This window comes from Thiofilum flexile DSM 14609, from assembly GCF_000380185.1.
GTDB classification, from domain to species: domain Bacteria; phylum Pseudomonadota; class Gammaproteobacteria; order Thiotrichales; family Thiotrichaceae; genus Thiofilum; species Thiofilum flexile.
Genome location: NZ_KB904769.1, coordinates 123,429 through 144,976, shown reverse-complemented (window position 1 = coordinate 144,976; position 21,548 = coordinate 123,429). Strand labels below are relative to the sequence as shown.

Genomic DNA, 21,548 nt, shown 5'->3' with positions numbered 1-21,548 from the left:
CATGCCTAGCATTGGAATTGCAGGTGCAGGTATCTTAGGTCGAGTACTCGCTTGGCGTTTAGTACAAGCGGGTTTTAAGGTTAGCCTATTTGATAGTGACAGTAAGCACGGTAATCAAGGTGCAGTGTGGACAGCAGCCGGTATGCTGACCCCCCACACGGAACTCGAAGCCTCAAACGCTGTGTTTGAATTAGAGCTAAGTGCATTGTCACGTTGGACTAGTTTAGCGGAGTCACTAACAGGGTTAGTGACCTTAAATCGCGGTGGCTGCTTAGTCGTCGCGCATCCACAAGACACGGCTAGCCTCGCACAATTTAATCAAGTACTGCAGCATCATGCTGCTCGTGCTTCGGCTCAAGCGGAGCATTTAGACTATGCTGCACTCAAAGACTTACAGCCCGAATTAGCAGAGCGCTTTCGTAAAGCACTTTGGTTTCCACAAGAGCAATGGGTCAACCCACACGAAGTTATGCATGCCTTAGCGACCAAGCTACTAGAGGCCGGTGTAGAATGGCATGAGTCCTCACCCATCACGACACTTAGTGCCTATACGCTTCAGACCCCACACCATACCTATACTTTTGATTGTGTGGTGGATACGCGCGGCCTCGGTGCAAAAGAGGCTTGGCAAGGTTTCCGTGGGGTGCGCGGTGAAGTGATTGAGGTATTCGCCCCTGAGGTGGAGTTAAACTGCCTCGTGCGCCTGTTGCATCCGCGTTATGCGCTTTATATTGTGCCCCGCCCTCATCATCATTATGTGATTGGTGCGACTCAAATTGAGAGTGAAGACTCTAGCCCCATTAGTGTACGCTCGGCCTTGGAATTATTAAGTGCTGCCTATAGTATTCATAGTGGCTTTGCTGAGGCGCGGATTGTAGCGCTGCGTACTAACTGCCGCCCCACCTTGCCCGACCATGCACCCCATCTTCAGGTAGAACGTGGCCTCCTACGTGCCAATGGCTTATATCGACATGGTATACTATTGAGCCCTGAAATAGCCTATCAGCTTGAGCAACAATTGGAGTATGCCCTATGTTAACCCTCACGCTTAACGGTGAGACCATACAAGCCCATGCGAATACATTACTGGATCAAATACTTGCCGAGTATTTAGAAAATATTGATCTACCCTTTGCTGTGGCTATTAATGGGGTATTTGTGCCACGCCAACAATATACGAAAACTACGCTAAAACAAGGCGATAGTATTGAAGTGCTTAGCCCTAATGTAGGAGGTTAATATGAGTACTTGGCAATTAGCGGATCAGACCTTAAATAGCCGCTTACTAATCGGTACAGCGCTCTATCCCGCGCTGACTACCATGCAAGACAGTATTGTGGCCTCTGGAGCCGAGGTCGTTACAGTATCATTGCGCCGCCAAAATACCGCAGGGCAAGCCTTTTGGAGTGAACTTAAAGCTTTAAAGCGTTTGATTCTCCCCAATACCGCCGGTTGTTATTCTGCTAAAGAAGCGATTACTACCGCACACATGGCGCGGGAAGTGTTTGGCACTCACTGGATTAAACTGGAAGTGATTGGGGATGATTATACCCTACAGCCTGATCCTTTTGGTCTAGTCGAAGCGGCTACTGCTTTGATTAAAGAGGGTTTTGAGGTGTTTCCCTATTGCACCGATGATCTAGTATTGTGTCAACGCTTGGTCGATGCAGGTTGCCGTATTCTGATGCCGTGGGGCGCACCGATTGGAACTGGCAAGGGTTTGATTAATCCTTATGCACTCAAAACCTTACGCGCTCGCTTTCCAGACTTAACCTTGATTGTGGATGCTGGACTAGGCGCACCCTCACATGCAGCTCAAGCCATGGAATTAGGTTTTGATGGGGTACTGCTCAATACCGCTATTGCTAAAGCGCATCACCCTATACAAATGGCGCAAGGGTTTAATTATGCCGTACAAGCCGGACGTGCCGGATTTGAGGCTGGTCTGATGCCAGAGCAAGATTTAGCCCAACCCAGCACCCCCATATTAGGTACGCCGTTTTGGTTGGGGCATTAGCTACCCCCCAATTTTCTATCCTTAGGTCAATCTACTGACTTATAAGGCTTTTTAGATTAGATAGGAGTTTGATAAACATACCAAGCAAATGGGTATGATATTTATTTTTCTAAAAAAACATACCCAAGCGGCTAGAAATCTAGCGGCTTGGATATCATCCCACCCCATACCCATTTTTCACAACGGTGATTCGGCTAATCGGTCTCCCTTTCTCCTAGCCTCAAAGATAAAGCAACGGTTGTGAATTCCGAAATGACTTAATCGCATCGTGCAAGCAAAAGGCTTTACACGTGGCTATTCTCATTTAAGTACTTAAGTCTAAGGGCTTTCTGCCTGTATAACTGAGCATTAAGGTGCTCATGTACCTATTGGGGGTTTTAAATTATCAACTAAAGGATACTCTTTTATATCATCAATGGGAATACCATGATTTAATAGTGCTCGCCTTATCAAAAATGGAAGTGTATTTGCGTCACTTGGATATTTAGCAAGCTGTTGATTTGCATAATCATCTACATGTTTTAGCAATGTGTTTACATCCATGCAATTAAGTATATGATAAGAAGACCATATAGCGTCCTCAACACTATGCTCAAGCTCTTCGTTTGTAGCTTTGAATTTAAGCCTACATTGATGGATGATTACAAAATTTTGCCCTCCTTGATGATGGATAACAAGTTTGAACTCTGGAATTTTTTTTATTAGTTTGCCACGATAATCTCGTCTAAGATCATAAAAAGCCTGTGATAAGATTACTTTTCCCTCTACTCGATAAATGGTTCTTTGCATAGTTTCAGTGTCTAAAAACCAGTATACCTTAAATGTATTTCTCCTTAGTCTATGCCCATATTCATCCAATAAAGGCTTAAGCTGTTGCTCCGTACCTTGTTTAGAACCTGTATACCAAGCACTAACAATTGACTGCTGTGTTCGACATAATTTAGCTATTTCTTGCTGAGTCTTGCCATCATTAATAGCAAAGCGGACAAGCTCACGTGTCCACTTAAACACTCTTTTCTTCGAGTTTTTACTATCTGACATTATTTCATCCATATGCAGAAAGAAAGAGATCGATCAGATCTCTTCCTTTATTATCACCTACTTTTTCTGCTTACGACCAATATTTGCTGGATTTTGAGGATTCATTTGCCATCCTCTATTGCCTTGGTTTTTATCATAAGTTTTGTTAGTACCTGGAGTACCTTTATTAGGGTTATTTATATCTGAATTATGATCGTTTTGCTTGTTCATTTTAGATGTCTCCGTTTTTTTCTGCTCAAGACCAGTATTTGCTGGGTTTTGAGGATTCATTTGCCACCCTCTGTTGCCCTGGTTTTTATCATAAGTTTTGTTAGTACCTGGAGTACCTTTATTAGGGTTATTTATATCTGAATTATGATCGTTTTGTTTACTCATTTTGAATATCTCCGCTTAATTTGAATGATGACCAGTCTAGCAACTTTACCAATTATCGCTATTGATCATTTAGTGATATCTAGTGATAAAACATGATATTGCTATCATCACCAACTTACTCTGTCTGTTCTGACCATCAAATACATTGCCCTACTCAAACGCGCATCAAGCACAGCAAGCCCAAAACTATCTTCCCACAGCCCAGTGGTAGGCAATGACACCCACTATTTTTAGCTTAATGCTAGGGTGTAGATGCTTAAGGCATTAAAGTACTCAACATACCTTGCTATACTGCGCACGTTTTAATCAATTAAACCAAGAGAACTTCAATGCAATTAAAACAGTGGGCTATCCTTTCCTCTCTAGTGGTAATGGGCTTTACCACTCCGCTTCAGGCAGCCAGTCCGTTTATTGGCATTAATACCAATGAATCGACTCACTTCGATGCTAGCCTTCCTTTCGTGGATTTATTTAAAACATCCGAACCCTTTAAAGACTCCAGCTATACCAAAGGCAATATTCAATTAGACAATCTCGGCTGGGTACGCAACCTCAATGGGGGGCAGGCGGGCACCTATTTTATTCGCTGGATACCTTATGATGCCTTTCCTAAAGGGCTATACACCGTGCGCTATCAGGGCAAAGGGGTGCTTAACTATCAAGAGGATGTCAAGGTTGTTAAGCGCGGCGCTAATCAAGATATCCTTGAACTAGTCCCTAATGCGGCTAATGAAATCAATGCGGCGTTAGTTATTACTCAATCTGACCCTAGAGACCCGATTCGGAATATTCAAATCACTATGCCCGGCGGCATTTGCCATGGCAATCCTTTTAAGGCCGTACCGAATGCCACCGCTTGCGGGGGGGGCAGTTATTTGAGTTTTGCGGATCATGCCGATACGGTTTTATTCAATCCCGACTATCTCAATTTCATGCGCCAATTCAAGCTATTACGCTTTATGAATATGTCCGGTATTACCCGTAATGACATCCAAACATGGCAGCAAATGCCTAATGTGCAAAATGCCACCTGGGGGGGTAAAGAAGGCAGACGGGGTGTACCACTTGAAGTGATGGTACAGCTCGCTAATACCTTAAATGCGAATGCGTGGTTTAATATCCCCCACCGCGCCAATGATCAATTAGTGCAGCAATATGCCGCCTATGTCGCTGCTAATTTACGCCCTAATCTCAAAGCCTATGTGGAATACACCAATGAGGCGTGGAATGAGGCCTTTTCCCAAGCTAAATATGTGCGTCAAATGGGAGCACAACAAGGCTTAGCTAAAGATCCTATTATGGCGGGGATTAATTACTATGGTAGACGTAGTAAACAAATTTTCCAAATGTTTGAACAAGCCTTTCACGGTACACAACGCTTAGTGCGCGTCATTGGGGGCTGGTCAGGTCGCCCGGATTTAACTCCGTTTTTTTTAAAGCCGGATGATGTTTATAAAAATACCGATGTGTTTGCTATTGCTCCGTATTTTTATGCGAATCAAGATAGCTTAATGCAAATAAAAACCGTCGATGATGTATTTGCACTACTGAATGACCCCAAACAGCCTTATGGTATTGCAGCGACGCTCAGGCAAGTCCAAAAACATGCGGAACTAATTGCCCCGTATAAAGTACATTTAGTAGCCTATGAAGGTGGGCAGCATCTTGTACACTATGGCACTAAGTCACGTATGCAATACCCTAACCCCTTGTTATCAGGAGCCAATAAAGATCCACGTATGGCTCAAGCCTATACCCAACTATTACAAGGCTTTAAACAAGCGGGTGGGCAGTTATTTGTGGCGTTCTCTTCTCCACGTCCCCATGCCTTTTTTGGTTTCTGGGGTATGAAAGAACATATCCGTCAACCGGATAATCAAGCACCTAAACTACAGGCGATTCAACGCTTCTAGAGTAGTGTTATAACGCTATGAAACTCGGCCTATGTTAAGGGCGATGGGTATACAACCGTAAGCCCATCACCTAATCAACATAGGCCGAGTACTCTATATGGATAGCCAATGCGAACAAAGACCCTAATAACCCTTTCACTCACAGCCATTACTATCCTATGTGCCTTAGCATATGAGCCTACCCGAACTACTATTGAGTATATTTATACAAAGATGCGCGGCGGATACACCGTTGAAGAACGACTAGAGCAATACGGTAGCAGCGTTGCGAGTCGATTAAGACCTTATTTTGAGTTAGCAAAGGTTAACTATCCTCCTACAGAAGTGGCTTATCTTGCCTTTAAAGATACGGCCCAATTAGAGGTTTATGCTCGCTCACCTGAAACAGCATCATGGGTATTTATTCGCGCCTACCCTATTGTGCAAATGAGCGGAAAGTTAGGGCCAAAGCTTAGAGAGGGAGATCGCCAAGTACCAGAGGGTATTTACCAGTCAGCGTTATTAAACCCTAATAGCCGCTATCATCTCGCTATTCGAGTCAGCTACCCGAATAGTTTTGATCAGGAAATGGCTCGTTTAGAGGGCAGAGATCAATTAGGTGGCGATATTATGATTCATGGCAGCTCCGTTTCAATTGGGTGCTTAGCAATGGGTAATACAGTGGCTGAAGAGTTATTCACTCTTTCTGCTCTCATCGCACCCACAAAAACCAAAATCATTATCAGCCCTACCGATTTTCGCCTAAACCCCAACTATACCCACACTGAAGAAATGGAGTGGATTAACCTGCTATATCATCAATTAAGCACTGAATTAGCTGAGTTTAAGCAATAATATTGCTGGGCTAAGAGGGTTAGTATAATAGAGGTTATCCGTTAAAACCCGTAGTATAACAATGCGTAGGCTATTACCTACCTAGAGGACACGGTGTATATTTTGACCGTGAGCAAATTCGGCAAGCTGCCCAATTAGGTTTAGCTTTCGATCTTGATTTTTATTATGTTGACGATTTTGGGCATTGATTAATTTAGCCTTAGGCTAACCTAATAGATGGACAGATAAAAACATGGCACTTGAAATCATCTATAAAAACCTGTTTGAAAGCTCAGAAGAGGGAATCATTCTGACCATAGATGGTGCTGCTAAAGGATTAGAGGGTAATCTTGCTAGAGCCTTTGCCAGATTATACCCCGATGTTTGGGACGATATAGAATACACACTAAACTACCCTATACCTCTAGGGGTTACTAAAATATACCCTATTCATCCCGATTATGAATGTAAATATGCCTATTGTTTTATAGCATCAACGCTTCATCATTTGGAAACGCTTTCCGAACCAGAAAAACTTAGCATTCAAACCCACGCATTTAGGCAGGTATTATCACTAGCCGAAGCAAAAGGCATAAAAACTATTGCTACGGCTGTTATGGTCGGTGGATGGCGTTTAGACTTATTAGTGGCACTGGATAATATGCTAAAAACATATTTCAGTGCGGCACTGGCTTCAACGAAACTACCTTTAGTTAAACTATATATCCTGTCGAAATCCGACTTTACTACTGTTTCAGTCTATATTCGTGACACTTATAGTCATGCAACCATTACTGATTCGAGTATCCAGTTCACCTAATTGCTAGAACCCGCTTGGCAATCAGGAAACCACCTTGTAACCTAACCCCCTATATGACCGCTCTAGGAGTTTATCTTGCACACCCCGCGCCAAGCCTTTGCCCGCTGTACCCATCCCCATTTAGGCCTTTATCCCATTGTTGATCGCGCTCAGTGGTTGGAACGTTTACTGCCTTTAGGTATACGGACTATTCAAGTGCGCATTAAAGATTTAACCGGAGAGGCGTTAAAGCAAGAATTAGCCACGAGTGTGCAACTCGCCCAACAGTATCAAGCACAATTATTTATTAATGACTATTGGGAGTTAGCGCTAGAGCTAGGTGCCTATGGGGTACATTTAGGGCAAAAAGATATAGAAACGGCGGATCTGATAAAACTACAACAAGCGGGCATACGTTTAGGGCTTAGTAGCCATTGCGAAGACGAAGTACAACGTGCTTTAAGCCTACAACCGAGCTATATCGCCACCGGGCCTGTCTATCCTACCCAAACTAAAATCATGCCTTGGCAGCCGCAAACCTTAGAGGGTGTTCGGCATTGGCGTAAGAAAATCCCCTATCCCTTAGTAGCGATTGGGGGAATTAACGCAGAACGCTTACCCACTGTATGGGAAACCGGCGTTGATGGTGTCGCTGTATTAAGTGTCATCACACAAGCACCAAACCCAGAACAAGTCACACGTGAATTATTAGCCTTGAGTCCGGCTTTATCATGACCCGCCCCGTAGTATTAGTCCTAGCCGGACACGACCCCACGGGCGGAGCGGGGATTCAAGCGGATAGTGAAGCGCTTGCGGCTAATGGTTGCCATGCGATATCTGTCATTACCTGCTTGACGGTGCAAGATACGCATAATGTGAAACGTACTCTCCCGATTAGTCCAGATATTATTGCTGTGCAATTAGAGTGCTTATTAGCCGATATGCCGATTGCAGCGCTTAAAATTGGCTTGCTGGGTAGTAGTGATTTAATTCCTATCGTGGAAAAGATACTTCTAAAATACCCCTCTATTCCCAAAGTACTCGATCCGGTATTAGCGGCGGGTGGGGGGACTTCTTTAGCTAGCCAGCAGTTGACTACCCAAATACGGGAGCAGTTACTACCCCACATTACCTTAACTACCCCCAATGTACCGGAATTAGCACGACTGAGTGCCTTACCAAAAGCGTCTAGCAGTGAGCAGGCTCAGGTGTTACTAAAATTTGGCTGTAAGGCAGTACTACTAACAGGCACTCACGCCCCTACCCCTAAAGTGATTCAGTGCCTCTATCAGCCTCAGCAAGCCCCCCAACAATGGGAATGGGAGCGCTTACCCGAAACCTATCATGGTTCGGGTTGCACGTTAGCATCAGCCTGCACCGCCTTTTTAGCTCAAGGTTTACCTCTAGAAGCAGCACTTGAACAAGCCCAACAATATACATGGCAGACCTTGGCGCAAGCAGAGTCGCTAGGTGGTGGTCAATGGATACCTAAGCGGATTTAAAGGTAAGGTAAGCAACGTAAGCGGGTATTTCTGGAGCAGTCTTGGCGGCAAGGATGCCGCCTTGTAGCGTACAAGGATGTATTCACAGCGACTGCGGAAGAAATACCCGCTTACGTTGCATCAGATGGTTCAACTAATTCTTTTGCAACTCACGCAACACATGATGCAATTCAGCAGGCAAAGGCGCTTCTAAGCGATAACGCCGCCCCGTCATGCGCAAAATAAACTCCATGTGATTGGCATGTAAAAACATCCGTTTTAAACCCAGCGCTTTCAGCTCTCGATTGAGGGCAAAATCACCATAACGATCATCCCCTAAAATCGGATAGCCTAAATGCGCTAACTGCACCCGAATCTGATGCATACGCCCGGTGAGGATTTTGACATCCATGAGAGTAGCTTGAGACATAATGCGCTTAGGGGTAAAAATACTTTCCGCTTCTTTGCCCTCGTCGTCATCGTCTAGCACGCGCATTTTGTGACCGCGTACGGCATTATGTTCGCGCATTAGATTAGTCGTGATATGTTGCACGCCGTCTTGCCATTGTCCCGCGACTAAGGTTTGATAACGTTTATCCACCTCCCCCTCACGCATTAAAGCATGCAATTGGGTCAAGGCTTCACGCGACTTCGCTAGGGCTACCACTCCGCTGGTATCCCGATCAATGCGGTGGACTAACTCCACATAGGGCAAATTCGGGCGCAATTGACGAAACGCTTCAATCAGCCCCACCTCGTGCCCCGTTCCACCATGCACCGGAATCCCTGCGGGTTTATTTAAAGCAATGATTTGCTCATCTTCAAAAATCACTGCCCGCTCGATTTGTTGTAGCAAACTATGCGCAGCTACGGCTTTAGTATCTTGGGGCACTTCATCTTGTTTAACCGGAGGAATACGCACCACTTCCCCCAAGGCCAATTTATGCTCTGGCTTAATACGCCCTTTATTTACCCGCACTTCACCCTTACGAATAATGCGGTAAATCACACTTTTGGGCACATTTTTAAAATAGCGTAATAAAAAATTATCGATACGCTGACCGGCTTCGTGCTCGGAAACCGTGTGGTATTGAACAGTCATAGTCTCACCTAGATACCACTGGGGTAGTCATGGGGTAATCAACTAGGTTTTTACTGACACCAGCACGTAATCCTAATTGAATGTAATTAGTCAAATTGATATATTCGCATAGGGTTCAAATTGGGTGATAAGCTGTCATTCAATTTGCAGCTAGACCCTTCCCTGCGTCAAAGGCAGGCATGATAGGGCGCATACCCAAACGATTCAATCAAATTCTTAATCTGAGTTTGATCGATCAGCGTAGACGATGATAATGGGATAGTGTATTGGGCTTACAGACAATACTGCCGTTACGCTAGATCACTACTGTTTTATGTGTGTCAGTTACCCACATAAGGCGAAACAAGAACCGTAGTACCTGTACCTGCATCTTAGTTTAGACCAGGTAGGCAAAACCGATTTTAGGTAAGAGGCAATAAAGCGTCTTACTAAGCCAGCTAGTAAAGTAGTCATTTCACAATATTTAAGCCTAAAGCTTAACAATAAGGTCGACAAATGATTGATTTAAAAGCTATTTCTGTGATATGACCTCTTAACTGAATAGCCTATGGAGCTTACAGCATAACTTCAACACTGTTTCAATCAGGCAGACTTAATAACCTGAAAGACAAGGAAAAAGTTTAAGTTCACTATGTGTATAGTGGATAAGGGTTAGTCCTAAACCGGGGTGCTTTAACAGGTACTACATATAGCGAGATATGTAGTACATGAAACGTATTTTAATTAATGCCACTCAGCCTGAAGAAATTCGGGTGGCAATGGTCGATGGTCAACGTCTATATGATTTAGATATTGAACACACCTTTAAGGCACAGAAAAAAGCGAATATTTATAAGGGTGTTATTACCCGTATTGAGCCTAGTCTGGAGGCTGCTTTTGTGAATTATGGCGCTCAGCGTCATGGTTTTTTATCCTTCCGTGAAGTCGCTAAAGAGTATTATCACCCCAATGCCAATGTGACTAATGGTCGCCCGAATATCAAAGATGTCTTGCGCGAAGGCCAAGAAATTCTCGTGCAAGTCGATAAAGAAGAACGCGGTAATAAAGGGGCAGCACTCACTACGCATATTAGCCTTGCCGGGCGTTATTTGGTGTTAATGCCTAATAACCCTAAAGCCGGTGGCGTATCACGGCGTATTGAAGGCGAAGATCGTCAGCAAATTAAACAAACCCTCTCCGATTTAGATATTCCCGATAATATGGGCGCGATTGTACGCACCGCTGGGGTCGATCGAGAACTAGAAGAATTACAATGGGATTTAGACTATCTTAAAACCCTGTGGGAAGCGATTGTGTATGCCTATGAGCATCACCCTGCCCCTACACTGCTCTATCAAGAAAGTAATGTCATTATTCGCGCCTTACGCGATTATTTCCGTCGTGATATTGGCGAGATTGTGATTGATAACCCGGCGGTTTATAAGCAGGCGCATGACTTTATGCAGGCGGTAATGCCGCATAATTTGCGCAAACTAAAGCACTACAAAGAATCCACCCCATTATTTAGTCGTTACCAAGTCGAACATCAGATCGAAACCGCTTTCCAGCGCTCGGTAAATCTGCCTTCTGGTGGTGCGATTGTTATTGATCATACCGAGGCCTTAGTCTCGATTGATATTAACTCGGCACGCTCTACTAAGGGACAGGATATTGAAGAAACCGCGCTGAATACCAACCTTGAAGCGGCAGATGAAATTGCACGTCAATTACGTCTACGTGACCTAGGTGGTCTTATCGTGATTGACTTCATTGATATGTTGCCCAGCAAACATCAACGCGAAGTTGAGCGGCGGTTACGGGATGCCTTAAAAGTCGATCGGGCGCGGGTACAGGTAGGTCGTATTTCACGCTTTGGTTTATTAGAGATGTCGCGCCAACGCTTGCGCCCTTCACTCGGTGAATCGAGCCAATTAGTCTGCCCACGCTGTGAAGGCCACGGTCATATTCGTAACACCGACTCCTTAGCTCTATCGATTTTACGCCTCATGGAAGAAGAAGCCATGAAGGAAATGACCGGGCATGTGATTGTACAGGCTCCCGTTCCAGTGGCTACTTTCTTGCTCAATGAAAAGCGTGAGGCAATTAGTAATATTCAACAGCGCCGTGATATTACTCTAACCATCGTGCCTAATCCGCATTTAGATACACCGCATTATGATATTGTGCGGGTGCGCAGTGATGAAATTGAGACCATTGGCCCTAGCTACGAGCATATTCAGCGTCTGCCACATAGTACGGATGATGCGCGTGCTGATAATAAGGTAGCCCCTCAAGTCATTGATATTCCAGTGGTAGGTAATGTCGTACCTAATCAACCTGCGCCACAAGCACGTAGGGGTATGAATGAACCTATGGTGGCTGATCGCGGTACTAGCTTAATTCGGCGCATTTTAGGCGGCTTATTTAGCACCGAGCCTGCACACGCTGATACACCAGCCCGTGAGGAGCGTAAAAGCCGCGATGACCGCCGTTCACGGAAGGCGGCGAATGATAATGATCGCATTGAAGCAGAAGCCTTAGCAGCAAGCTCCAAACGCAGTGTGCCGGATCAGGACGAGGATTTCGATGATCTCTATAGAGAGCCTAGTGATAATGATTCCGAAGAAGTAGATGAAATTATTACACCAGTACGTGCTGAACGATCCACACGCGGCCCACGATCAGAGCGTAACAATCGTCAGAACCGTAATCGGAATCGGGAGCGAGTTGAAGAGCGCAAAGAAGAGTTAGAAGACGTCAATTCAGCCGAAAAACTCGAACTAGCAGAAGAGGCTGAGGTGGAAATTACCCTTACCGTACCACACGAAAGTAATGGCAATAATGCGCGTGGAGGCCGAGGGCGCAATCGCCGTCGGGGACGGCGGGATGAGTTGGATATTGAGGCTGATACTACACCTATTGTTGCAGATAGTGAGGAGACTGAAGAGCCTAAAGAATGGGCTACTCTCACGACTCAAGAGGAAGCAGTAACAGATGTTATTGAGGACATTATTACTGAAGAACCCACTCAAGCCGATACGCCTAGCTTTGTACCGCGTAATGCACATAATCGTCGCCGCTCCCAACGCCACCGCAGTCGGCGTGAATCGCGCCCAGAAAAAGGCGCTCCGATTATGGATGAAGAAGGTAATACTCCTATCTGGGCTTTAGACGAGGCTAATGAAACGAATGATCCTGTCAATAATCATGAGTTTGATCTAGCGCCTGAATATCCTGTCTATGAGCCTGAGTTAGTCTTTGATGCGGCAATGCAAGCCCAAGGAACTGACGATGCCAGTGGTTCTGTAGTGGATACCGTGGAGCAACCTACTACTAAAACTCGGTATGAGCACAAACAAATCTCCTTTACCCTAGAAGCTGACACAGAACAGGTTCCTGTCTTTGAGGATGAAACGGCAGATTTTACTAACCTGGTGAAATCGACGGATCAAACAGAAGAGGCCATCGTTGCTTTAACGACGCCAAAGTATCTGCATCCACTAGACGAGTCGTTCTATCGTGATTTATTAGCTATCACGACTGAAACCGTAGAGCAAGTAGCTGCAGAAGCAGACGATCACCACCATATCACAGCTATTGAACAACCTACTCCGGCTGATGTGCCTGCTATTGTTTTAGCAGCTACACCACAAAAGGTAGAACCCTTAGGCGTAGAAGCATTAGGTGTAGAAACCAGCGCTAACGATACCGCCCCGAAAGCAGCAGCGGTAGAGTTAGAGGTGGAAACGTCTTCTAATGATACGGCTCAACAAGTAGCGATGGAGGAAGCCGGCGCAGACATCGCCACTCATGATACCGCTCAAACGTTAGCTGCAGAGGCTGAAGCAGAGACGGAAACTACTACTAACGATACCGCTCACAGTATTAACCCAGAACCTGAGGTGGACAATAATAATATTGTTGTTACCCCTATTGTGGTTGAGACTAAGGCCGCAATAGAGCAGGTCGAGGAAAAGTTTGAAGCAGAGCCAGCTCCTGTTCTTTCAGCAGAGAGTGAGAATGCCCGTAGCTTTGAGGAATTAGCCACTCCTGCTCCGGTGGCGGTAGCTCCTGCTAAAAAGCTACCCTCTTGGATGCATCAACCTATTGAGTAAGTAAATCGAATCATTGGCTGGGTAGCATTTAATGCCCAGCCAATGCGAGGCGCTGTTCAATATCTACTAATAGCCCCTCAGTGGCCTCATCAATCAAATCCAATACCCGCTCAAAGCCATTCTCCCCACCGTAATAGGGATCAGGAACTTCCGCCAAAGCCGGTAATTGTGGCGCAAAACTCAATAATAATTTTAACTTTTGCTTATAAACCAGGGGAGTCATACGTTGTAAATATTGCAAATTATGCATATCCATTGCCAATACATAATCAAACTCAGCAAAATCTAATTCCTGTACTAGGCGGGCACGTTGCTCCGATAAATCAATGCCTCGGCGTAGGGCGGCTTGCTGTGAACGCTTATCTGGCGGGCTACCCACATGATAGGCATGCGTACCCGCAGAATCGACAAACACATACTGCTGCCAGTTGCGTTGTAGCAATTTAGACTCCAAAACACCCTGTGCAGTCGGTGAACGGCAAATATTGCCCATGCAAACCATTAACACCTTGATTTTAGCCATTATATTCTCCCAGCTAAGATTCTATTCAAACAAGCTGATTATACTATTAGTACCTAATTTAAGGTTCAACATTGGTACAAATTAGGGACACTCATTCGGTCAATAATTTTTTACGCAAGGACTTGCACTTTACCTATAAATTGCGTTCAATGAATGTCTAAAAAACTAATGTCTAATAATTTCATTATACTAATAAGGGCTTACTATGAAACAGGTTATCTTATCGCTGGGGGTCGTGGCGAGTTTGAGTGCATGCACTGTTGTTCCTGTTCCTGTGGCGGTTATCCAACCCAAATCCGCCACAGTCGCACAATACTCTGCTTTACCTAATGCGCTACCCGTCGCTTATCACTCAACACCTGTTACCACACCTGCTGTTAATGTCGCGGTTGCCAGACCTCCGGTGGTAACATCCACTCCGCAAGTCAATCCTCAAGCCGTACGTATCTATCAACCTACGGTACTGACGAAACAACCTATTAAAAACTTAAACCAAATTGCCGAAAAAATTTATCTCAATGAAACCGGGGGCAAGGCTAATCAATTAGTGCGCTGGAATAGCGTGGGTAATTATGCCGTACTAGGGATAGGACGCTTCTCTTGGTATCCTAATAATCAAACTTATAAACACAATGATACCTTTCCTGAGTTGCTACAATATATGCAAGTACGCGGGGTAGCACTCCCAACTTGGCTAACTCAACGCCAAACACGTGGGGGGCCTTGGAGAAATCGTCGTGCGTTTGATAATGCGCTCAATGATAGACAAATGCATGAATTACAAGCATTTTTAGCCAATACTAAAAACCTACAAGCTAACTTTATGTTGGAGCGTTTAAAACAAGCCCGTCCTGAATTACTCAGTCAATTCAATACTAGGGAACAAACGATTATTAATCAGAATTACCAAACCCTACTGCAAACACCTGAAGGCTTATATGCTTTATTGGATTATGTGAGCTTTAAAGGGGATGGTTTAAATCCTAATGAGCGTTATAACAATCAAGGCTGGGGCTTAGCTCAAGTATTATTATCCATGCAACCTAACACAGGGGCTAGAGCACTGGATGCCTTTAAATTGGCGGCTGAAGAGGTATTATTGCAACGTATTGCTAATGCACCTTTAGAGCAACGAGAAGCACGGTTCCTAGCTGGCTGGCGAGCGCGTTTGAATACTTATCAACCTAATACAGTGGCTATGCGTTAAGCGTATTCATCTCGTTAAAATATTAAAGACCACTTTAGAGTGGTCTTTAATCGTCACAGTCTATCGATCTCGCCTAGACTTAGGGGCTGAAAGAGGAGCCGCAACCACAAGTAGTGGTAGCATTAGGATTACGGATTACAAACTGTGCTCCCTCTAATCCTTCGGTATAATCGATTTCAGCGCCTACCATATATTGAAAACTCATGGGATCAATTAATAATTTAACCCCACCCTTTTCTACAGCAGTATCACCCTCATTTTCGCTTTCGTCGAAGGTAAAGCCATATTGAAAACCTGAACAACCGCCCCCTGTTACAAAGACTCGTAACATTAAAGCGTCGTTTTTTTCTTCGGCAATCAAAGCCTTGACCTTAGCAGCAGCGGCATCTGTGAAAACCAGAGGAGACGCAGTCTCAACAGTCATTCTAATAATCTCCTACTAAAAAAGTATGCTACGACGTTAGCATCGTTATTCTAAAAGGGCAATATGTCCTTTAGCGCGTGATGATTTACTGAAACTATTGATTTTGGCTCTCAACGGGTGGCTCTACGATAAGCTCCGGAGTCGCTACAGCCGGTGGTAATGCTGGTGCGGCAGGTTTAGCCTCTGGTTTTTGGCGTACCAGTTTACCATTGACCTCAGCTCCTACCGCCATCTCTAGTAAATTATAATACACATCACCACAAATACGCGCTTTCTCAAATAACTCTACCTTACCATGGGCAAACACATCGCCATCAATGGAGCCATTGAGCACCATGCTAGGAACTCGTACTTCACCAATGATTCGGCCTTGCTCACTTAAAATTAAAGTAGCATCGTCATTCTCGGCAATGAGATTCCCCTTCACCGTCCCTTCAATATGTAAACCACCGGAAAATTGTAAATCACCATCAATGGTAGTACCCCGCCCGATTAAAGTATCCACACGAGCACTGCGTACTTTAGGCTCTTGAGGTTGGGTATTCGTGGGCAAGGGAGCACTTACAGCCGATGAACTAGTATTTTGTGGCACTGCGGGTAAAGGCATAGGTGCTGGGGCTGGTTTAGAACTCTTACCAAACATTAATATTTACTCCTAATTAGTTTTATGGGTCTAATCGCTGCCCGAATGCGCGACTAGTTACCTCTTTGGTTACCTATTTAACTTTATCGTAATGGTGTGCAAGAGTAACATTATTTGGCATGTAATAGTGACGTTTTGCCACTAACATCCACTCTAGACTCGTTCCTTACGCTTTCATCTGGCTAAATAACAATCAGTTTACAACATTTACACGCTATCATGCTGCAAATCCTACATCCAGAAAAATGTCATGTATAATACGTCTTTCCCTTTTGGACAACTACTGACTCCGTTATGAAAATCGATATTAAAGCTTTAATAGTGTTGGGTGTAGTGGTCGCTGCGGCGGTCTTCTTTTTCTTAGTACCCGGATCAGGTGGCTTACAAGCCGCCCCTAATAGCACGGTTACGACCATTGATGGTGATAAAATTGAGCTGAATAAGCTCAAAGGTAATCCCTATCTAGTGGTATTTTGGGCAACTGATTGCCCCGGCTGCGTGGAAGAGATCCCTGAGCTTATTAAGTTTAAACAAGATCCGGCTAATACCACGGTTCCTATTATCGCTATTGCCATGCCACACGATAATCTGGATGCGATTCGCACCATGCGTACTCAAAAGCAAATGAACTATGACATTGTCTTTGACCAAGATGGTTCGCTGGTTAAAGCCTTTGGTGGGGTAAAAGTCACCCCGACTAATTTCCTCGTCAATGCTGATGGGCAAATCGTATTGGCTAAGATGGGTAATCTCACTCTACAAGACTTACAAAAACGTGTGGCTGAGCTAAAGGCTAGTTAAATGGATAGCCTCTATATTTGGATAAAGGCACTCCATGTGATCTTTATGGTGACTTGGTTTGCGGGCTTATTTTATCTGCCGCGCCTGTATGTCTATCACGCTATGCCGGAGAATCAAACTAGCTTTGAGCTATTTAAGGTCATGGAGCGGCGCTTATTTGGCATCATGACTATCGGCGCTATCCTGACCTTAGTATTCGGTATTACTATGCTGGTCTTAGGACAGGGTGTGTTATTTAAAATGGGCTGGTTTCATGCCAAGTTGCTCTTACTATTGGCCTTATTTGCCTATCACTATGCTTGCTATCGCTTCATGCTAGCCTTTAGAGCGGATGCTAACCAACATTCTCAACGTTGGTATCGTTATTTTAATGAGATACCGGGCTTATTATTGATTTTAATTGTGCTATTAGCCGTGGTGAAACCCTTTTAAGCTCAGGAGAGACAGAGGTAGACGACTACCTCTGTTAGGTTTAGTGTTCTAATATTGAATCATCCTGCCCTAAATACGGTGCTAACTCATATAAGGCACGTTGATAAACACGCCGCTTGAAAAACACCACATTACGTGCGGGAGACCAATAATCCACCCATTCCCAATGATCAAACTCAGGATGGGAGCACGCTGTTAAATTAACCTCTTTGTCCCGACACAGCATACGTACCAAAAACCAGCGTTGTTTCTGTCCGATGCACAGCGGTTTCGCACGACGGCGAATCATGTAATGGGGGATGCGATAACGCAGCCACCCCCGCGTTTGACCAATGACCTCGACTTGACTCGCTTGTAAACCCGTTTCTTCAAATAGCTCTCGAAACATCGCTTGCAAAGGTGTCTCCCCGTGATCAATGCCGCCTTGGGGGAATTGCCAAGAATCTTGTCCAAAACGCCTTCCCCAAAACACTTTGCCGTCGCAATTACAGAGGATAATGCCGACATTAGCACGAAAGCCGTCCTCATCAATCACGACATCACTCCTAAAAAATGTTTAATAAGATTCTTTCATATTCACCATGATTCGGCAATTTCAACCCGCTACAATGGTGCACTTTGATCAGACCTTAGGACGAGTACCATGACCTTAGCATTATTTGATTTAGATAATACCCTCTTAGATGGGGATAGTGATTTTGAGTGGGGGCAGTTTTTAGCTCGCAAAGGCTTAGTGGATGGGCCGACTTATACTGCCAAAAACTTGGAATTTTATGAGCAATATAAAGCCGGTACGCTCAATATTTATGAGTTTGCGCGCTTTTCGCTGACCCCGCTGAGCCAGCATGATGATGAGACCTTAAATAAACTGCACCACGAATTCATGGCGACGGTCATCCAAGAAAAAATGTCACCGAAAGCCCTTGAGTTAGTTAATAAACACAGAGCGCAAGGGCATACGCTGATGATTATTACCGCGACTAATAGCTTTGTGACCCGCCCAATCGCTGAGGCATTTGGTATTGAACATTTAATCGCGACCGAGCCTAAGCGAGTGAATGGGCGTTATACCAATGAAGTCGAAGGTGTGGCCTCTTTTAAGGGGGGTAAAGTGACACGCTTACAAGATTGGTTGAAAAATCATGCCGAAACATTAGAAAGTAGCTATTTTTATAGTGACTCACACAACGACCTGCCCTTATTAGAGATGGTGACCTATCCCATTGTGGTCAATCCCGACCCTCAATTGACGGCAGTCGCCAAAGAAAGGCAATGGCCTATCATTGATCTACACGAACGTGGCCTCCCCTAGCCCTCGCTAGTTTGGCTACACTAGCCATTAGTAAGTACTTGAGCCAAAGTCATCGGGTATTTCCTCCGCAGTCGCTGTGAATACATCCCTGTACGCTACAAGGCGGCATCCTTGCCGCCAAGACTGCTCCAGAAATACCCGATGACTTTGGTATACCTCTACTTAGCCAAATATTATGACAATATTATTAATTGGTTTGGGTGAGCTTTACGCGTACCTCCACAGGTTCCGTACCATCGCGTAATAATTTAACTTTAACCGTATCACCACGCTTATAAGTATCCAGTATGCGTGATATATCGGCCACTTTAGTCACAGGTTTGCCATCAATGGCTTGAATAATATCACCTAGGATCAACCCCCCCGCATTATCTAATTGCGTGCCAATAATCCCAGCATCAGCCGCTGGTGAACGCGGAGTGACTTGTAGTACTAATATCCCCTTGACACCTAGTCTGCGCGTTACCGCCGCATTGACTTCATCTTTAATACTAACCCCTAGCACCAAACGCTCGTAACGTCCTGAGCGTACTAGCTGTGGGATAACCCGATTCACTGTATCCACCGGAATGGCAAAACCAATCCCCGCCGATACGCCAGAGGGGCTATAAATCGCCACACTCACGCCCACGACACGTCCAGCACTATCGAGTAAAGGCCCGCCGGAATTGCCCGGATTAATCGCGGCATCGGTTTGAATCAGATCATCGAGTTGATTGTTATCACCATCAATACTGCGCCCCAAAGCGGAAACAATACCGGAGGTCAAGGTGTGATCTAGACCAAAGGGATTACCGATTGCCATGACTTTTTGCCCCACCTTTAAATCATGACTAGTACCAATTTGCACCGGCTTGGGTAAATCTTTTAGCTCAGTTAAGCGTAACACGGCTAAATCATGCTCACGACTCGCCCCCACTAATTTGGCATCGTATAAGCGCTGATCGGACATGCGCACTTTGGCAACGTTATAACCTTCGATAACGTGATAGTTGGTAACAATATGTCCCTTATTATCCCAAATAAAACCCGTTCCCGTACCATTAGGTACTTCATTCACATTGCGTGTCCAAGGATTAATCACCTTTTGCGTGGTGGTAATATATACCACCGCTGGACTATTACGCTCAAAGACAGTAATAGTGTTTTGCTCATCCGCCGTCAGCTTACCGCGTGCTGTCACATCACGTACACCTTCGCTATGTACATCTTTAGCCCACACCATCCATACCATCGCTATTACCCAAATAACAATAGCGCCTCCTACAAGTCGTAGAAGATAAGCTGGCATCTTAAAAGCAATCATGGTGTTGGTAACTCCAAACGAAATAGGGTTATTAAAGTACGTTGAAATCGACTTTGATTATCATCGCTGACCATCAAATATAGATTATCGCGCACATGGGTCAAGCCCTCGAAATTATCTACTAAGAAGAGGCTAGAGAGAACACTCACATTCTCAATAGGGCACTGACCTGTCTTATCACAACGCTGAAAATCTAAATAGCGCAAGCTAATCACCAAAGGATTCATCACCCCTGACCACGCTCGCTCCAAGACTAACAAATTACCATTAGGTAAAGTTTGCAAAGCCGTAATCGCACTATTGGTGGCAGGATACGCTGGAAACGACCAATGTTTCTTGCGGCTATAGAGGGTATGCATAGTAATGGGCTGGTTTTTTAGGGATTGTTCTGGAGCCGTTATATAGCCCCATTTCGGATGCCAAGTGACGGACTCTAACATAGTGTTACGCGCTCGATAGCTTTTTGGATCGCGCAGCGCCTTAGGTAAAGGGTATTCGGCAATTAACTGCCCCTGCGGTGTAAAACGCCCGACCCTTGGTACGCCCTCCAAAGCAATCACTAACTCGGTATCCCCCTTAATGCCATTATTAGCCTTCAGTACGTCTAAGCCCTCCGCATCACGCCAATCTACTTTTTTACCCTTTCGATCAAGTAAAATCATGCCATGAATCGGTTTAAACTGCTTGATAGCATCGTGGGTAAGCTCTATTTTAAATTGAAACAACATCCCCCTATCGGATACCGCATAGAGTAGTTGTTCATCTTCATCCCATGCTAAATCCGACAGTTCGTTCACCTTCAAACCATCCACCTCATAGTCTGGTAGAGAAAAACTATTTAGGTAGGTCAAGGTAGGTTTTTGAGCCAGCGCTGTAGGTGTCCCTAATAGGCTTACAGCCATCAGGAGGTAAGCGAAACTATTTTTTAAATCCGAGAATATTTTCATCATTTCAACTTTATTAATCCCCAAAAAAGGGGTCATAATAGCTGCCCGATAAGTGCTAATGATACAGATAGTCAATAAAACTTATCCAGCTAGAGGCTTGGCTGCTGTGATTTGTCCCTGTTCAGCCAATGCTTAAACGGCTGCTATTATTTCAAATAAATCGTCCTTAACTATCAATTATGGTCTATATGTTTGAAAGGGAGAGAAGCTGCCCTATAAGCTGTTATACAGCAATACCTAAAAGTAGCTTCAGGCAATTTGCATGTTCAATATAAATAACTATCTATTCCATTAAGTTAGATAAATTACAATTAGGAG

Annotated in this window: 22 protein-coding genes; 13 read left to right on the top strand and 9 right to left on the bottom strand. The window is 44.7% G+C overall.

The window, feature by feature from the left end; translation table 11 throughout:
- The first annotated feature begins 1 nt into the window (after position 1).
- From thiO to A3IK_RS0110475, 3 genes are read left to right on the top strand one after another with little or no spacing between them, the layout of a single operon-like run.
- Complete coding sequence (thiO, locus tag A3IK_RS0110485) at positions 2-1,039, top strand: glycine oxidase ThiO (protein ID WP_020559932.1); 1,038 nt, start codon at positions 2-4, stop codon at positions 1,037-1,039.
- On the top strand, positions 1,033-1,239 hold the full coding sequence (gene thiS, locus A3IK_RS0110480) for a sulfur carrier protein ThiS (RefSeq protein ID WP_020559931.1): 207 nt from the start codon (positions 1,033-1,035) through the stop codon (positions 1,237-1,239). The genes thiO and thiS overlap by 7 nt, the downstream gene beginning before the upstream one ends.
- 1 nt (position 1,240) lies before the next feature.
- Positions 1,241-2,017 (top strand): thiazole synthase, encoded by a 777-nt coding sequence (locus A3IK_RS0110475; RefSeq protein ID WP_020559930.1) that lies wholly within the window; start codon positions 1,241-1,243, stop codon positions 2,015-2,017.
- A 357-nt stretch (positions 2,018-2,374) separates the two neighbouring features.
- Here the strand turns inward: A3IK_RS0110475 and A3IK_RS0110470 are convergent, their stop codons facing one another.
- Positions 2,375-3,058, bottom strand: a complete 684-nt coding sequence (locus A3IK_RS0110470; RefSeq protein WP_026220921.1) for a hypothetical protein — start codon at positions 3,056-3,058, stop codon at positions 2,375-2,377.
- A gap of 57 nt (positions 3,059-3,115) precedes the next feature.
- Positions 3,116-3,433, bottom strand: coding sequence for a hypothetical protein (locus A3IK_RS19180; RefSeq protein WP_020559928.1), 318 nt, complete (start codon positions 3,431-3,433; stop codon positions 3,116-3,118).
- 329 nt (positions 3,434-3,762) lie between these two features.
- On the opposite strand from A3IK_RS19180, the gene A3IK_RS0110455 reads away from it, so the two are divergent.
- The 5 genes from A3IK_RS0110455 (at position 3,763) to thiD (ending at position 8,460) form a co-directional block, all read left to right on the top strand.
- A complete protein-coding gene (locus tag A3IK_RS0110455; RefSeq protein WP_020559927.1) occupies positions 3,763-5,346 on the top strand; it encodes a hypothetical protein in 1,584 nt (527 codons plus the stop codon).
- Between the two features lie 108 nt (positions 5,347-5,454).
- Positions 5,455-6,180, top strand: coding sequence for a L,D-transpeptidase family protein (locus A3IK_RS0110450; RefSeq protein WP_020559926.1), 726 nt, complete (start codon positions 5,455-5,457; stop codon positions 6,178-6,180).
- A gap of 232 nt (positions 6,181-6,412) precedes the next feature.
- Complete coding sequence (locus A3IK_RS0110445; protein ID WP_020559925.1) at positions 6,413-6,979, top strand: hypothetical protein; 567 nt, start codon at positions 6,413-6,415, stop codon at positions 6,977-6,979.
- A gap of 75 nt (positions 6,980-7,054) precedes the next feature.
- The gene (gene thiE, locus A3IK_RS0110440; protein ID WP_020559924.1) at positions 7,055-7,693 is read left to right on the top strand and encodes a thiamine phosphate synthase; all 639 of its coding nucleotides are present in this window, start codon (positions 7,055-7,057) and stop codon (positions 7,691-7,693) included.
- Positions 7,690-8,460 (top strand): bifunctional hydroxymethylpyrimidine kinase/phosphomethylpyrimidine kinase, encoded by a 771-nt coding sequence (gene thiD / locus A3IK_RS0110435; RefSeq protein WP_020559923.1) that lies wholly within the window; start codon positions 7,690-7,692, stop codon positions 8,458-8,460. Before thiE ends, thiD begins: the two co-directional genes overlap by 4 nt.
- Positions 8,461-8,593: 133 nt before the next feature.
- Here thiD and A3IK_RS0110430 read toward each other — a convergent pair whose 3' ends face one another.
- Positions 8,594-9,541 (bottom strand): RluA family pseudouridine synthase, encoded by a 948-nt coding sequence (locus A3IK_RS0110430; protein WP_020559922.1) that lies wholly within the window; start codon positions 9,539-9,541, stop codon positions 8,594-8,596.
- A gap of 707 nt (positions 9,542-10,248) precedes the next feature.
- On the opposite strand from A3IK_RS0110430, the gene A3IK_RS20835 reads away from it, so the two are divergent.
- Positions 10,249-13,635, top strand: a complete 3,387-nt coding sequence (locus A3IK_RS20835; protein WP_020559921.1) for an Rne/Rng family ribonuclease — start codon at positions 10,249-10,251, stop codon at positions 13,633-13,635.
- Positions 13,636-13,663: 28 nt separating this feature from the next.
- Here A3IK_RS20835 and A3IK_RS0110420 read toward each other — a convergent pair whose 3' ends face one another.
- Complete coding sequence (locus tag A3IK_RS0110420) at positions 13,664-14,158, bottom strand: low molecular weight protein-tyrosine-phosphatase (RefSeq protein WP_020559920.1); 495 nt, start codon at positions 14,156-14,158, stop codon at positions 13,664-13,666.
- Between the two features lie 205 nt (positions 14,159-14,363).
- Here A3IK_RS0110420 and A3IK_RS0110415 point away from each other — a divergent pair, with 205 nt between their 5' ends.
- Positions 14,364-15,365, top strand: a complete 1,002-nt coding sequence (locus tag A3IK_RS0110415; protein ID WP_020559919.1) for a hypothetical protein — start codon at positions 14,364-14,366, stop codon at positions 15,363-15,365.
- Between the two features lie 79 nt (positions 15,366-15,444).
- Here the strand turns inward: A3IK_RS0110415 and erpA are convergent, their stop codons facing one another.
- Positions 15,445-15,789 (bottom strand): iron-sulfur cluster insertion protein ErpA, encoded by a 345-nt coding sequence (gene erpA, locus A3IK_RS0110410; RefSeq protein WP_020559918.1) that lies wholly within the window; start codon positions 15,787-15,789, stop codon positions 15,445-15,447.
- A 94-nt stretch (positions 15,790-15,883) separates the two neighbouring features.
- Complete coding sequence (locus tag A3IK_RS19170; RefSeq protein ID WP_020559917.1) at positions 15,884-16,432, bottom strand: bactofilin family protein; 549 nt, start codon at positions 16,430-16,432, stop codon at positions 15,884-15,886.
- A gap of 294 nt (positions 16,433-16,726) precedes the next feature.
- Between A3IK_RS19170 and A3IK_RS0110400 the strand changes: the two genes are divergently transcribed.
- Positions 16,727-17,233 carry a TlpA family protein disulfide reductase gene (locus A3IK_RS0110400; protein WP_020559916.1) on the top strand — a complete coding sequence of 169 codons (507 nt, stop codon included), beginning with the start codon at positions 16,727-16,729 and terminating at the stop codon, positions 17,231-17,233.
- Complete coding sequence (hemJ, locus tag A3IK_RS0110395) at positions 17,234-17,665, top strand: protoporphyrinogen oxidase HemJ (protein WP_020559915.1); 432 nt, start codon at positions 17,234-17,236, stop codon at positions 17,663-17,665.
- Between the two features lie 40 nt (positions 17,666-17,705).
- Here the strand turns inward: hemJ and A3IK_RS0110390 are convergent, their stop codons facing one another.
- The gene (locus A3IK_RS0110390) at positions 17,706-18,200 is read right to left on the bottom strand and encodes an RNA pyrophosphohydrolase (RefSeq protein WP_020559914.1); all 495 of its coding nucleotides are present in this window, start codon (positions 18,198-18,200) and stop codon (positions 17,706-17,708) included.
- Positions 18,201-18,308: 108 nt separating this feature from the next.
- On the opposite strand from A3IK_RS0110390, the gene A3IK_RS0110385 reads away from it, so the two are divergent.
- Positions 18,309-18,977 (top strand): histidinol-phosphatase, encoded by a 669-nt coding sequence (locus A3IK_RS0110385; protein ID WP_020559913.1) that lies wholly within the window; start codon positions 18,309-18,311, stop codon positions 18,975-18,977.
- Positions 18,978-19,164: 187 nt separating this feature from the next.
- Here A3IK_RS0110385 and A3IK_RS0110380 read toward each other — a convergent pair whose 3' ends face one another.
- Both A3IK_RS0110380 and A3IK_RS0110375 read right to left on the bottom strand, forming a co-directional pair.
- Complete coding sequence (locus A3IK_RS0110380) at positions 19,165-20,283, bottom strand: S1C family serine protease (RefSeq protein ID WP_020559912.1); 1,119 nt, start codon at positions 20,281-20,283, stop codon at positions 19,165-19,167.
- Positions 20,280-21,266 (bottom strand): esterase-like activity of phytase family protein, encoded by a 987-nt coding sequence (locus A3IK_RS0110375; protein WP_020559911.1) that lies wholly within the window; start codon positions 21,264-21,266, stop codon positions 20,280-20,282. The genes A3IK_RS0110380 and A3IK_RS0110375 overlap by 4 nt, the downstream gene beginning before the upstream one ends.
- Positions 21,267-21,548 lie beyond the last annotated feature (282 nt).

What these genes read in the sequence shown, in the direction of transcription:
- hemJ (WP_020559915.1), top strand. Translation starts at nt 17,234, where the DNA reads ATGGATAGCCTCTATATTTGGATAAAGGCACTCCATGTGATCTTTATG.
- A3IK_RS19170 (WP_020559917.1), bottom strand. Translation starts at nt 16,432, where the DNA reads ATGTTTGGTAAGAGTTCTAAACCAGCCCCAGCACCTATGCCTTTACCC.
- A3IK_RS0110400 (WP_020559916.1), top strand. Translation starts at nt 16,727, where the DNA reads ATGAAAATCGATATTAAAGCTTTAATAGTGTTGGGTGTAGTGGTCGCT.
- A3IK_RS0110380 (WP_020559912.1), bottom strand. Translation starts at nt 20,283, where the DNA reads ATGATTGCTTTTAAGATGCCAGCTTATCTTCTACGACTTGTAGGAGGC.
- thiS (WP_020559931.1), top strand. Translation starts at nt 1,033, where the DNA reads ATGTTAACCCTCACGCTTAACGGTGAGACCATACAAGCCCATGCGAAT.
- A3IK_RS0110430 (WP_020559922.1), bottom strand. Translation starts at nt 9,541, where the DNA reads ATGACTGTTCAATACCACACGGTTTCCGAGCACGAAGCCGGTCAGCGT.
- A3IK_RS0110415 (WP_020559919.1), top strand. Translation starts at nt 14,364, where the DNA reads ATGAAACAGGTTATCTTATCGCTGGGGGTCGTGGCGAGTTTGAGTGCA.
- A3IK_RS0110450 (WP_020559926.1), top strand. Translation starts at nt 5,455, where the DNA reads ATGCGAACAAAGACCCTAATAACCCTTTCACTCACAGCCATTACTATC.
- A3IK_RS0110445 (WP_020559925.1), top strand. Translation starts at nt 6,413, where the DNA reads ATGGCACTTGAAATCATCTATAAAAACCTGTTTGAAAGCTCAGAAGAG.
- thiD (WP_020559923.1), top strand. Translation starts at nt 7,690, where the DNA reads ATGACCCGCCCCGTAGTATTAGTCCTAGCCGGACACGACCCCACGGGC.
- A3IK_RS20835 (WP_020559921.1), top strand. Translation starts at nt 10,249, where the DNA reads ATGAAACGTATTTTAATTAATGCCACTCAGCCTGAAGAAATTCGGGTG.
- A3IK_RS19180 (WP_020559928.1), bottom strand. Translation starts at nt 3,433, where the DNA reads ATGAGTAAACAAAACGATCATAATTCAGATATAAATAACCCTAATAAA.
- A3IK_RS0110420 (WP_020559920.1), bottom strand. Translation starts at nt 14,158, where the DNA reads ATGGCTAAAATCAAGGTGTTAATGGTTTGCATGGGCAATATTTGCCGT.
- A3IK_RS0110375 (WP_020559911.1), bottom strand. Translation starts at nt 21,266, where the DNA reads ATGACCCCTTTTTTGGGGATTAATAAAGTTGAAATGATGAAAATATTC.
- A3IK_RS0110475 (WP_020559930.1), top strand. Translation starts at nt 1,241, where the DNA reads ATGAGTACTTGGCAATTAGCGGATCAGACCTTAAATAGCCGCTTACTA.
- A3IK_RS0110455 (WP_020559927.1), top strand. Translation starts at nt 3,763, where the DNA reads ATGCAATTAAAACAGTGGGCTATCCTTTCCTCTCTAGTGGTAATGGGC.
- erpA (WP_020559918.1), bottom strand. Translation starts at nt 15,789, where the DNA reads ATGACTGTTGAGACTGCGTCTCCTCTGGTTTTCACAGATGCCGCTGCT.
- A3IK_RS0110470 (WP_026220921.1), bottom strand. Translation starts at nt 3,058, where the DNA reads ATGTCAGATAGTAAAAACTCGAAGAAAAGAGTGTTTAAGTGGACACGT.
- thiO (WP_020559932.1), top strand. Translation starts at nt 2, where the DNA reads ATGCCTAGCATTGGAATTGCAGGTGCAGGTATCTTAGGTCGAGTACTC.
- A3IK_RS0110385 (WP_020559913.1), top strand. Translation starts at nt 18,309, where the DNA reads ATGACCTTAGCATTATTTGATTTAGATAATACCCTCTTAGATGGGGAT.